This is a genomic window from Pseudomonas sp. FG86, from assembly GCF_057808775.1.
Window position 1 is genome coordinate 41,418 of record NZ_JBMDIS010000009.1, and the last position, 12,306, is coordinate 53,723.

Annotated in this window: 11 protein-coding genes; 1 reads left to right on the forward strand and 10 read right to left on the reverse strand. The window is 60.0% G+C overall.

The features are described 5' to 3' along the window. Window positions 1–76 precede the first annotated feature (76 nt). The 3 genes from ACODSV_RS08720 to zwf are packed head-to-tail and all read right to left on the reverse strand — an operon-like array spanning window position 77 to window position 2,926. Complete coding sequence (locus ACODSV_RS08720; RefSeq protein WP_025858441.1) at window positions 77–742, reverse strand: bifunctional 4-hydroxy-2-oxoglutarate aldolase/2-dehydro-3-deoxy-phosphogluconate aldolase; 666 nt, start codon at window positions 740–742, stop codon at window positions 77–79. A 17-nt stretch (window positions 743–759) separates the two neighbouring features. Then, window positions 760–1,473 carry a 6-phosphogluconolactonase gene (gene pgl / locus ACODSV_RS08725; protein ID WP_041161006.1) on the reverse strand — a complete coding sequence of 238 codons (714 nt, stop codon included), beginning with the start codon at window positions 1,471–1,473 and terminating at the stop codon, window positions 760–762. Then, a complete protein-coding gene (gene zwf / locus ACODSV_RS08730; protein ID WP_024077084.1) occupies window positions 1,460–2,926 on the reverse strand; it encodes a glucose-6-phosphate dehydrogenase in 1,467 nt (488 codons plus the stop codon). Before zwf ends, pgl begins: the two co-directional genes overlap by 14 nt. A 219-nt stretch (window positions 2,927–3,145) precedes the next feature. Between zwf and ACODSV_RS08735 the strand changes: the two genes are divergently transcribed. Further along, complete coding sequence (locus tag ACODSV_RS08735; RefSeq protein WP_172831385.1) at window positions 3,146–4,006, forward strand: MurR/RpiR family transcriptional regulator; 861 nt, start codon at window positions 3,146–3,148, stop codon at window positions 4,004–4,006. A 131-nt stretch (window positions 4,007–4,137) separates the two neighbouring features. Here the strand turns inward: ACODSV_RS08735 and ACODSV_RS08740 are convergent, their stop codons facing one another. The 7 genes from ACODSV_RS08740 to ACODSV_RS08770 all read right to left on the reverse strand — a co-directional run bounded on the left by ACODSV_RS08740 (window position 4,138) and on the right by ACODSV_RS08770 (window position 12,161). Further along, window positions 4,138–4,983, reverse strand: coding sequence for a D-hexose-6-phosphate mutarotase (locus tag ACODSV_RS08740; RefSeq protein ID WP_024077086.1), 846 nt, complete (start codon window positions 4,981–4,983; stop codon window positions 4,138–4,140). 103 nt (window positions 4,984–5,086) lie between these two features. Beyond that, on the reverse strand, window positions 5,087–6,433 hold the full coding sequence (locus ACODSV_RS08745; RefSeq protein ID WP_024077087.1) for a carbohydrate porin: 1,347 nt from the start codon (window positions 6,431–6,433) through the stop codon (window positions 5,087–5,089). Between the two features lie 86 nt (window positions 6,434–6,519). Then, window positions 6,520–7,680, reverse strand: coding sequence for an ABC transporter ATP-binding protein (locus ACODSV_RS08750; RefSeq protein ID WP_024077088.1), 1,161 nt, complete (start codon window positions 7,678–7,680; stop codon window positions 6,520–6,522). Between the two features lie 2 nt (window positions 7,681–7,682). Next, window positions 7,683–8,528 carry a carbohydrate ABC transporter permease gene (locus ACODSV_RS08755; RefSeq protein ID WP_024077089.1) on the reverse strand — a complete coding sequence of 282 codons (846 nt, stop codon included), beginning with the start codon at window positions 8,526–8,528 and terminating at the stop codon, window positions 7,683–7,685. Beyond that, window positions 8,521–9,429, reverse strand: a complete 909-nt coding sequence (locus ACODSV_RS08760) for a carbohydrate ABC transporter permease (RefSeq protein WP_024077090.1) — start codon at window positions 9,427–9,429, stop codon at window positions 8,521–8,523. The genes ACODSV_RS08755 and ACODSV_RS08760 overlap by 8 nt, the downstream gene beginning before the upstream one ends. 80 nt (window positions 9,430–9,509) lie before the next feature. Further along, on the reverse strand, window positions 9,510–10,796 hold the full coding sequence (locus tag ACODSV_RS08765; protein WP_150056094.1) for an ABC transporter substrate-binding protein: 1,287 nt from the start codon (window positions 10,794–10,796) through the stop codon (window positions 9,510–9,512). A gap of 105 nt (window positions 10,797–10,901) precedes the next feature. Then, window positions 10,902–12,161: a D-mannose isomerase gene (locus ACODSV_RS08770; RefSeq protein WP_150056095.1), complete on the reverse strand. Its 1,260-nt coding sequence runs from the start codon at window positions 12,159–12,161 to the stop codon at window positions 10,902–10,904. Window positions 12,162–12,306: the final 145 nt, after the last annotated feature.

Consider the following 12,306-nt stretch of genomic DNA (forward strand, 5'->3'; position numbering starts at 1 on the left):
AAAAAAAAGCGGTACACCGACCAAGTGCACCGCAAAAATGCCGTCAAGCACAGCAACAACGATTCGGTAAATCAGATCAGTCCAGCAGCGCCAGCGCCTCGGCGGTGACTTCCTGGATACGCGCCCAGTCGCCGTTCTTGACCCACTCCGGGTCAAGCATCCAGCTACCGCCCACGCACATCACGTTTTTCAACGCCATGTAGTTCTTGATGTTGGCCGGGCCAACCCCGCCGGTCGGGCAGAATTTCACTTCGCCGAACGGGCCGCCCAGGGCCTTGATGGCCGCTACACCGCCACTGACTTCGGCCGGGAACAGCTTGAAGCGACGATAGCCCAGGCCATAGCCTTCCATGATGCCCGAGGCATTGCTGATGCCGGGCAGCAGCGGAATCGGGCTGTGCACCGAGGCTTCCAGCAGGTCGCGGGTAATGCCAGGGGTGACGATAAACTGCGAGCCTGCCACTTCGGCCGCTTCAAGCATGTGGCGGTCGAGTACGGTGCCGGCGCCGGTGCACAGCTCAGGGCGCTGCTCGCGCAGGACCTGGATGGCCTTGAGGCCGAACTCCGAACGCAGGGTCACTTCCAATGCGGTCAAACCACCGGCGGCCAGGGCATCGGCCAGGGGCAGGATGTCCTGTTCACGGGCAATGGTAATCACGGGCAGGATCCGCGCCTTGGCGCAGAGGCTGTCGATCAGGGCAACTTTATCCGCCATGGACACGGTCGGTTGAGGGCTTTTCATAGCGGCTGATCCTTGGCTCATGGGCACCAGTAAATCTCTAAAGTAGGTTGCAAAAACGCGCGAATCGGCATGGCAGCAACGTCGTCACTGGCCAGCGCGGCGCTCAAGGTGGTCAATTTCGAACTGCCGGAGATCGACAGCACGGTGTAGTTGGCCGTGGCCAGCAGCGCGCGACTCATGGTCAGGCGCTGGTGCGGCACGGTCGGCGCCAGCATCGGCCAGCAACGGCGGGTACCGTCGGCCTGCAGGGCTTCGCTCAGGTTCGGGCTGTTGGGAAACAGCGATGCGGTGTGGCCGTCATCACCCATGCCCAATACCAGCACATCAATGGCTGGCAGTTCGGCCAGCAGGCGATCGGCCTGCCGGGCAGCGTCTTCAAGGTTGGCGGCGGCGCTGTACAAGCTGAGGAACTTGGCCTTGGCTGCCGGGCCTTGCAACAGGTACTGCTTCAACAAACCGGCATTGCTGTCGGCATGTTCCACCGGCACCCAACGCTCGTCGGCCAGGGTGATGGTGACCTTGGACCAGTCCAGGCCCTGCTTGGCCAGGTTCTGGAAAAACGCCACGGGGCTACGGCCACCGGACACCACCAGGGTCGCTTCGCCACGGGCACTGATGGCCGCGCGCAGTTGTTCGGCCACGTCATTGGCCAGGCCGTCCGCCAGCAGCGCGGGCGTACGGTACTCATGGGCAGTGACGCCCTGAGGCAGTTTCAATTCAGATATCGCCATACCATGACCTCCCATCCCGCGTGATCAGTGCAATCGAGCTCATCGGCCCCCAGGACCCCGCCGCGTACGGCTTGGGCGCATCGCCGGACTTCTTCCACCCGGCGATCAACTGGTCACACCACTTCCACGCGGCTTCGATTTCATCTTTGCGAACAAACAGGTTCTGATTGCCGCGCATCACTTCCAGTAACAACCGCTCGTAGGCATCCGGGATACGGGCGCTGCGGTAAGTGTCGGAAAAATTCAGTTGCAGCGGACCGCTGCGCAGTTGCATGCCCTTGTCCAGGCCCTGCTCCTTGGTCATCACCCGCAAGGAGATACCCTCGTCCGGTTGCAGGCGAATGATCAGCTTGTTGCTGATCTGCAGGCGCTGCTCAGGGGCGAAGATATAGTGGGACGGTTCCTTGAAGTGGATCACGATCTGCGACAGCTTTTGCGGCATGCGCTTGCCGGTACGCAGGTAGAACGGCACCCCGGCCCACCGCCAGTTACGGATATCGGCGCGCAGGGCAACGAAGGTCTCGGTGTCGCTCTGGGTGTTGGAGTTCTCTTCTTCCAGGTAACCCGGCACCGGCTTGCCAGCGCTGTAGCCAGCGATGTACTGGCCGCGGACCACCTGGGTAGTCAGGCCATCCGGGCTGATCGGTGCCAACGCCTTGAGCACCTTGACCTTCTCGTCGCGGATACTGTCGGCGGACAGGTCGGCGGGCGGGTCCATGGCAATCAGGCACAGCAGCTGCAACAGGTGGTTCTGGATCATGTCGCGCAGTTGGCCGGCCTTGTCGAAGTAACCCCAACGGCCTTCGATCCCGACCTGCTCGGCCACGGTGATTTCCACGTGGGAAATGTAGTTCTGGTTCCACTGGGTTTCGAACAGGCTGTTGGCGAAACGCAGGGCGATCAGGTTCTGGACAGTTTCCTTGCCCAGGTAGTGATCGATACGGTAGGTGCGGTTTTCCGGGAAAAACTGCGCCACGGCGTCGTTGACCTTACGCGAGGATTCCAGGTCCGAACCGATGGGTTTTTCCAGCACCACCCGGGTATTTTCCGCCAGGCCGACCTTGGACAGGTTCTCGCAAATCGCGCCGTACACCGCAGCCGGCGTGGCAAAGTAGGCAATCAGGCGTTGCTCGGTGCCGGCGATTTCAGCCAGGGCCACGTAATCGTCGGCTTTCATGAAGTCGACGTGAACATAGGTCAACCGCGCGAGGAAACGCTGGGCGACGCTCTCGTCCAGTTCCTTGCCGACGTACTTGCGCAGTTCTTTTTCGATATGGGCCAGGTGCTGTTGCTCGGAACCGGCTTCACGGGCCAGGGCCAGGATGCGCGTGTTGTCGTGCAGCAGCCCGGCGCCATCGAGTTGATAGAGGGCAGGAAATAACTTGCGCAGCGCCAGATCACCCAAGGCGCCAAACAGGGCAAAGGTGCAGGGTTCTACGGTTATCGAAGGCATGATGTTTGTTCTTTTATCAAGTTAAGCTACAAATACCTTTTTTCAAGGCATCACTCAAGGAAAAATGTAGTAATAACCACAACATTTTCCCGAAATACGCATTCCGAGTGGTGGTGTTCAGCTACCCTCAGTAGGATAGGCCACCGCAAAGGGCTACTCGTCGGTGAGTTGCCGCCCTTTATTTGCATCGTCGCCCGAAGGAAAGACTGAATGGACCGCGTGCGAAATCTTCTGGAACAGATCCGGAACCGCCTCGAAGAACTGAACAAGGCTGAGAAAAAAGTCGCCGAGGTCATCCTGCTCAACCCGCAGCAGGCGACCCGCTTCTCGATCGCAGCCCTCGCCCAAGCCGCCTCGGTCAGTGAACCGACGGTCAACCGTTTCTGCCGTTCGTTCGGCGTCAGCGGTTACCCTGAACTTAAATTGCAGTTGGCGCAAAGCCTGGCCAGTGGCGCAGCGTACGTCAGCCGCGCCGTGGAGGCCGATGATAACCCTGAGGCCTATACACAGAAGATCTTTGGCAGCGCGATTGCCTCGCTGGACGCCGCCTGCCAGGCCCTGGACCCGGCCTTGATCAGCAAGGCCGTGGATTTGCTGATCCAGGCCCGGCAGATCCACTTCTTCGGCCTCGGCGCGTCGGCGCCGGTGGCCATGGATGCGCTGCACAAGTTCTTCCGCTTCAACCTGGCGGTGACCGCCCACGCCGACGTGCTGATGCAGCGCATGATCGCTTCAGTGGCGCATACGGGCGAGCTGTTTGTGATCATCTCCTACACCGGGCGCACCCGCGAATTGGTGGAAGTAGCGCGCATCGCCCGGGGAAATGGCGCGTCGGTGCTGGGTGTGACCGCCGAAAACTCGCCGCTGGCCAAGGCCAGTACGGTAAGCCTGAACATTCCGCTGCCGGAAGACACCGACATCTATATGCCGATGACCTCGCGGATCATCCAACTGACGGTACTGGATGTGCTGGCGACCGGCATGACCTTGCGCCGTGGCGTGGATTTCCAGCCGCATTTGCGCAAGATCAAAGAGAGCTTGAACGACAGCCGGTATCCGGTGGGGGATGAGTTCAACTAGGCCTGCCTTTGTGTTGGCTGTACTGGCCTTATCGGGGGCAAGCCCCCTCCCACAATTGACCGGGTTTCAACAGGGGAATGCAGTCGAATGTGGGAGGGGGCTTGCCCCCGATAAGGCCACCCGCAACACCGCTAAACGCCAGCCCTGGCCTGCAAACTCAAATGCGCCCTCTCCCCCGGCGCCAGGCTCGCCCCGGCCATCGCCGACTCCACACAGACAAACCCCGACGCCTCGTTGAAACTGACGCCCAATAGCGGCCGGCTGCCGGGATGCCATACGACGGTGTCGGCGCTGTCACCAGTGTCGATGCACAACTCGCGCTGCCAGGCGTGATCCTTGAGGTGCAATTCGCCCTCATGCTGGAACACCCGCTGGCACCCGCCATCGACCCGTAGCTCACCTTCCTGCTGGCAAACCTGGCGATTGAGCTGGTCATAGCCTTGGGCCCCATCGAGTCCAGACAGCGCTATCTCACCGACGTTGCCGATACGCCAATAGGCATGCAACGCATGGCTCAGTTGGCACGGCAGTTCGTCCTGGTGCTCGGTGCTGAGGCGCAGTTCCAGGGCCTCGCCCAGGTGCGCGTGCAGGTCGACCTGCCAGTCGCACAGCTGCAACTGCCAATGCAGGCGTACGCCGTCGTCGTCGCTGGCGCTGTCGAGCAGCTTCCAGTCGATCAGCCGCGCCCAGCCATGGGAGGGCCAGGCGTTCTCGCTCGGGTGGCGTCCATACCACGGCCAGCACACGGGCACACCACCACGGATGGCGCCGACTTGCGGCCACTTGGCCGCGCACCACAGCCAGGGTTTCTGGCCGCGGGGTTGGAAATGCAGCAATTGCGCGCCCTGACGACTGAACACCGCCTGACACAGGGGATGGTCGATCACCAACACATCGCGCATCTGGAAGCGTTCCCAGGCAAACACCGGACGCTCGCGCAGGGATTTGAAAAAGCGTTGCAACGGATGCTCATGCATGTGCCACGGTCCTGAATATCGTCACAGTGCCACCCAAAAAAAAGCGGATAGCCATGGCTACCCGCAAAATGCGCACAGAGAGAAGGAGCTTATCGCAACAGCGTTAGAACGTAGACTGAATTTTCAGGCCAGCCACCAGCGCGTTGTCGACTTTATCCACGCCGCCCGGTTGGACAACGTATTGCAGGTTGGGACGCACGGTCAGCCAGTTGGTGACGTGGAAGCCGTAGTTGATTTCGAAGTTGTACTCGGTTTCGCGAATAGGCGTGTACAGCGGATTGTCGTAATCACTCACACCATTGGCGACGTTAAGCAGTTCGGCGTTTTTCTTCACGTCATTGTTGACGTGCAGACGCGCAGCGCCAATGCCGACGTCATCTTTTGGACGCGCGTCAAATGGGCCTTTGTACACCAGCATCAACGACTGGTAGTTATCGACGAGGTTGGTTTCCTTGTCGTGGAAGGTCGCGTTGGCTGCGATGTTCAAGCCACGGGAAGCGTCGCCGTTATGGGTGGTGAGTTGCTGTTGGGCAACGAACCAGTAGCCTTTCTTGCTGCTGCGGGTACGGAAGGCGGCGCCAGTGGTAGCAGCGTCGTTGCCGTTGACGTCTTCACGTACGTCGGCAGCATCAGCGGCGCTCTTGTAGTAACCCACACGGTATTCGCCCGGCAGGTTGTTAACCTTCGGCGACCAGACCAATTCCACCGGAATCACGGTACCTTTGGTGCCGCTGCCGCTGAGCTTGAAGCCGTTGCCGTGCTCCAGTTGCGATGGGTTCTGGTTGTAGGCACCGATTTGCGCATACAACTCAGGCGTGATGTTGTACTTCACGCGGATCGCGGCCTGGGCAACCGGCCAGTTGTACCAGGTATTTACATAGTTACCCACTTGCGAGCCGCAGAACGACAGGTTCTGGAAGTCGCATGGGAAGGTGTTGAAGTCTTCGCCTTCACCGAAGTAACCCAGCTTCACGTCCAACTTGTTGTCGAACATCTGGTGCTGGATCCAGAACTGGGTCAGACGCACCATGTGGCCGCGACCGTAGACTTCCATCGACGAACTCAGCGTGCCGGCACGCGGGTCGCCAATGCGGTCGTTGGAGATGTTCTGGCCATTACGGTTAGTCAGCTGGATCTTGGCCTGGGTGTTATCCCAGCCCCACAGCTTTTGCAGGTCCAGCGCTACGCCCAGACCGAACTGGTCGGAGTAACGGCCGGTTTTGTCGTCGTTATAGCCGCCGTGCAGGTTGGCGCCCATTTCCCCTACGTAGTCAGCCTTGATGTCGATACCTTGCTCGATCAGCTTGGTACGCTCACCGCCCCAATCGCCGGTCATCCACTTGGAATCGGCGCTGAATGCATCGGCCGCCATCGCATTGGCGGACAGTACAAGGGCTGCTGCTGCTGACAGTTGGCAGATCAGCCGAGTGTTGTTGTGTTGCTTTTTCATCCCTACATCCTCGTCTTTATTGTTATTAAACTGTTTTTATCTAACGCGGGTTACTTTTTTTCATCTAAAACAACAACTTATCTACTTCAGCGACCTTTGAATTGGGCCACATTGTCCGCATGCCCCTGTGCGGGCAATGAAGAAGCAGTGCCGAGGCGCTCGCCAGTGTTGGCGTCGAACAGCAATACCTTGGATGGATCGAATTGCAGGGTCAGGGTCTCGCCCACCTGCGGCGCCACATCAGGCGCCAAACGGCAGCAGACCTTGGTGTCATTGAGCTGCACAAACACCAGTGTGTCCGGCCCGGTCGGCTCGGTGACCTGAACCTCGGCACGAATGCTCGATGAACCATTGCCCTCACCCGCCGCCAACACGATCTGCTCCGGGCGCAGGCCCAGAATCACATCACGGTCTTCCAGACCGGCGTCGTTCATACCCAGCGGCAATTCGCAACGCGCCTGGCCGCTGTCGAGCAGCGCCACCAGCCCCCCGTCCTTGCGTTTTAGGCGCATAGGAACGAAGTTCATCGGTGGTGAACCGATAAAGCTTGCCACAAATAGGTTAGCAGGGTCGTTGTAAATTTCTTTCGGCGTGCCAAATTGTTGGATGATGCCGTCCTTCATCACCGCCACTTTATCGCCCAGTGTCATCGCTTCGATCTGATCGTGGGTGACGTAGACCGTGGTGGTTTTCAGGCGCTGGTGCATCAGCTTCATTTCGGTGCGCATCTCGACGCGTAGCTTGGCGTCGAGGTTGGACAGCGGTTCGTCGAACAGGTAGATCTTCGGGCGACGCGCCAGGGCACGGCCCATGGCCACCCGCTGTTGCTGGCCGCCGGACAATTGGCCCGGCTTGCGGTTGAGCAGGTGCTCGATCTGCAGCAGCTTGGCCACACGGGCCACTTCGGCGTCGATGTCAGACTGGGCCATCTTGCGAATCTTCAGGCCGAACTCGATGTTCTCGCGCACGCTCATGGTCGGGTACAGCGCGTAGGACTGGAACACCATGGCGATGTCGCGATCCTTGGGGCTCATGCCGCTGACATCCTGGTCACCGATCATGATTGCGCCGCCGGTGATGGTCTCCAGGCCCGCGATGCAGTTCATCAGCGTGGATTTACCACAGCCCGAGGGACCGACCAGGATCAGGAATTCGCCTTCCTTGATCGACAGTTCGATGTTCTTCAAGGTGTCGGGCAGGCCGGCGCCATAGGTCTTGTTTACATTGCGAAGTTCAAGCGTAGCCATGATTACCCCTTGACCGCGCCGGCCGTGAGGCCGCGCACGAAATACTTGCCTGCGATCACATAGACCAGCAGGGTCGGCAGCCCGGCGATCATCGCCGCCGCCATATCCACGTTATATTCCTTGGCCCCGGTGCTGGTGTTGACCAGGTTGTTCAGCGCCACCGTGATGGGCTGGGAGTCGCCGCTGGAGAACACCACGCCGAACAGGAAGTCGTTCCAGATCTGGGTGAACTGCCAGATCAGGCAGACCATGATGATCGGGGTCGACATCGGCAGGATGATCAGACGGAAGATGGTGAAGAATCCTGCACCGTCCAGTCGCGCCGCCTTTATCAGCGCATCGGGAATGCTGACGTAGTAGTTACGGAAAAACAGCGTGGTGAACGCCAGGCCGTAGACCACGTGCACAAACACCAGGCCGGTGGTGGTGCTGGCCAGCCCCATCTTGCCGAGGGTGAACGAGGCCGGCAGCAGAACGGTCTGGAACGGCAGGAAGCAGCCGAACAACAGCAAACCGAAGAACAACTGTGAACCACGGAAGCGCCAAAACGACAGCACATAGCCGTTCAACGCGCCGATGGCGGTAGAAATCAACACGGCCGGCACGGTGATCTTGATCGAGTTCCAGAAGTAACCGTCGACGGTGGCCCAGGCCTTGACCCAGCCGATGCCGGTGACCACGGTTGGCCAGCTCAGCAGGTTGCCGGTACTGATGTCTTCCGGGGTCTTGAAGCTGGTGAGCAGCATCACCACCAGCGGTACCAGGTACAGCAGTACCGCGAGGATCAGCACCGCATAGATCGCGATGCGACTCAGGCTGATGGCAGGTTTGGAGGCGAGACTAGTCATGACGCTTGGTCCTCAGCTCGGAATACAGGTACGGCACGATGATCGCGAGGATCGCACCGAGCATCAGGATTGCACTGGCCGAGCCCATGCCCATCTGGCCACGACTGAAGGTGAACGAGTACATGAACATCGCTGGCAGGTCGGAGGAGTAACCCGGGCCGCCAGCAGTCATCGCTGCCACCAGGTCGAAACTCTTGATTGCAATGTGTGCCAGGATCATCACCGCACTGAAGAACACCGGACGCAGGCTTGGCAGCACCACGCTCCAGTAGATGCGCGGCATGCTCGCGCCATCGATCTGCGCGGCACGGATGATCGACTGGTCCACGCCACGCAGGCCGGCCAGGAACATCGCCATGATAAAACCGGAGGCTTGCCACACCGCGGCGATCACCAGGCAGTAGACCACGCGATCCGGGTCGATCAGCCAGTCGAGACGGAAGCCTTCCCAGCCCCAGTCACGCAGGAGTTTGTCCAGGCCCATGCCTGGGTTGAGCAGCCATTTCCACGCCGTACCGGTGACGATCATCGAGAGCGCCATCGGGTACAGGTAAATGGTGCGGATAAAGCCTTCGCGACGAATTTTCTGGTCGAGGAAAATCGCCAGTGTCACGCCAATCACCAAGGTGATACCGATAAACATCCCGCCGAAAAGGGCCAGGTTCTTGCTCGCGACCCACCAGCGATCGTTGTCGAACAACCGCTCGTATTGCGCAAGGCCCGCCCATTTGTAGCTCGGCAGGAACGTAGACGTCGTGAACGACAGTACAAACGTCCACAGGATGTAGCCGTAGAAGCCCACCAACACGATGAACATGCTGGGCGCCAGCACCAGTTTGGGGAGCCAGCGCTGCAGTGCATCGAACGGCGAGGCTTTGCTGAACACAGCAACAGAACTCATGGGGAAATCCAATACAGGAAAAAAGGACTACAGGAACAGGCCTTGTGAGGGGTCAGGGGCCCCCCTCACAAGGTCAACCGTTACTTGGCAGACTTGATCGCAGCGCCGAGTTTCTTGGCGGTGTCGGCCGGGTCGGCTTTCGGGTCGTTGATGTAGTTGGTCACGACATCAAAGAACGCACCTTGCACGGCCAGGGTGGTGGCCATGTTGTGCGCCATGCTTGGCTGCAGGCCGCCGGTCTTGGCGTCGGCCAGGAAGTCCTTGGCCGCGGTCTGGGCGCAGGAGTCGAAGCCGAGCTTGTCCATTTCATTGAGCATGTCGGTACGAACCGGGATCGACCCCTTGTTGATGCTGAACACCTTCTGGAAGTTTTCACCCAGCACGACCTTGGCGATGTCCTGCTGGCCAGCGGCAGTGCCTTTGTCTTTCTGCTTGAACACCGCCAGGGAGTCGATGTTGTAGGTGAAGGCCTTGTCGGTGCCTGGGAAGGCTACGCACTCGTAATCCTTGCCGGCGACTTTCTTGGCAGCGGTCCATTCGGACTTGGCCCAGTCACCCATGATCTGCATACCGGCCTTGCCGTTGATGACCTTGCCGGCCTCGAGGTTCCAGTCCTGGCCTTTGCCGTCGACGTCCATATAGGTCGCGACTTTCTTCAGCTCGGTCAGGGCCTTGACCATCTGCGGACCGGTCAGCGCGCCGTTATCCAGGTCGACCAGGGCTTTCTTGTAGCCATCGGCCCCCATCACCGACAAGACGACGGCTTCGAACACGGTGCTGTCCTGCCAAGGCTGGCCACCGTGGGCGAGCGGGATGAAGCCCGCTTCCTTGAGCTTGTCGCCGGCTGCGTAGAATTCTTCGAGGGTGGTCGGGTTCTTGGTGATACCGGCTTTCTTGAAGACGGCCGGGTTGATCCACAGCCAGTTCACGCGGTGGATGTTGACCGGTACGGCGACGTAGTCACCGTCGAACTTCACGGTATCGGAGACTTTCTTGTCGAGCAGGGAGTCCCACTTTTCTTCTTTCGCGACGTCTTTGAGCACGTCGGTATCGAGCAGGCCAGTAGACGCCCATTCCTGGATGTCCGGGCCTTTGATCTGGGCAACACCTGGTGGGTTGCCAGCCACCGCGCGGCTTTTCAGCACAGTCATGGCTGTGGCGCCACCGCCACCGGCAACGGCGCCGTCTTTCCAGGTGAAACCATCTTTCTCAACTTGGGCCTTCAGGACATCTACGGCCGCTTTCTCACCACCGGAGGTCCACCAATGCACAACTTCAACCGTCCCTTTCGAGTCGGCGGCAAAAGCACTGAGGGGAAACAACGAGGCGACGGAAATAGCGATGGCGAGGCGATTAATCGCGTTCATCTGAGTACCTTTTTTTTGTTGTTATGCATGCAAGTCTGGAGCTTGCGCTGCACGGAGTTTAAACAGGGATGTTGCAAGCGCAGGTAACAAAGGGATGCACAAATGTCACCATCTGGTGACATAGCACCCCTCTGCCAAGGCGCTGGCCATGCTTGGGGACAAGGGCAGTGCAGGCAGCACTACCGCTTGCCAGGCGTGATACAGGTCCGGTTTGCCACCCCATATCCGACTGCTGGGCTGGTTATGCGGGCTGAGTTCGTGGTGCCAACTGCCATGGGCTCGATCAATAAAATGGGTGTCACAAAACTCCCAGAAGCACCGGTACCAGGTTTCATACTGCAACTCGCCGGTACGCTTGAGCAAAGCCTGGGCGGCGGCGCTGGCTTCGGCGTGGGTCCAGTGCAGGCGCTCGCGCACTACCGGGCGGTGGTTCCAATCCAGGGTGTAGACGATGCCGGGGGCACCATCCACCGCCCATGCAGACTCGCAGGCACTGGCGAACAGGCCTTTGGCGGCGGTCAACAGCCAGCCCGGCGTGGCCAGGCCGGCTTGCAGGCGTGCAGCTTCCAGGTGCAGCACCAGGCGAGCCCATTCGAAACCGTGGCCAGGGGTGATGCCGTAGGGGCGGAATCCGTCAGCGGGGTTGTCTTCGTTGTAGTCGAGCAAGGGTTGCCACTGGGCGTCGAAATGCTCGATCACCATGAATTGGTTGCCGGCGGCATGGATCTGGATCACACGCTCGACGATACGCAAAGCACGGTCCAGCCAGCGGGTATCGGCGGTGACATCAGCCAGGGCGAGAAACGCTTCGGTGGCGTGCATGTTGCTGTTGGCGCCGCGATAGGCTTCGACGCTGCTCCAGTCCCGGGCAAAGGATTCGAGCATCACGCCCTCCTCCTCGCTCCAGAAGAACTGGTCGATGATAGAGACGGCATCGTTCAGCAAGGTTTGCGCACCGGGTGCACCCACCGCCACCGCCGAGCTCGCGGCCAGGGCGACAAAGGCGTGCAGGTACGCGGCCTTACCGGTGTTGCCATCCAAGGCGCGAGGGGCGGCGAACCAGCCACCATGTTCGCTATCGCGCAGCGGGCCACTGAGCGCGGCGACCCCATGTGCGACCAGCTCGGCATAGCCCGGTACGCCCATGGCGTGGGCCATGGCGAAGCTGTGGGTCATGCGAGCGGTGTTCATGGTTTCGGCCTGGGCATTGGCTGGCAACTGGCCTTGATCGTCCAGGTTGCCAAAGCCTTCAGGCAAGCGGGCGGCCTTGGCGAATGACAGCAGGCGCTGGCCTTCGTTGGCGAGCCAGGCGTGATGGGCAGGTGCGTTCAGCCAACTGCTGGCAGGCAGTGGTTGCGTGGTCATGGGTAGCCCTTTTTATTTTTTATGGGATGGGCCCGAGTCTAAACAAGGGCGGGACGAGGGCAAGTAACGAAGGGGATGGGAAATGTCACCGGATGGTGACATTCACACCACTGAGTTGGCTATGGGGAGCGGGCTTGTCCTAATG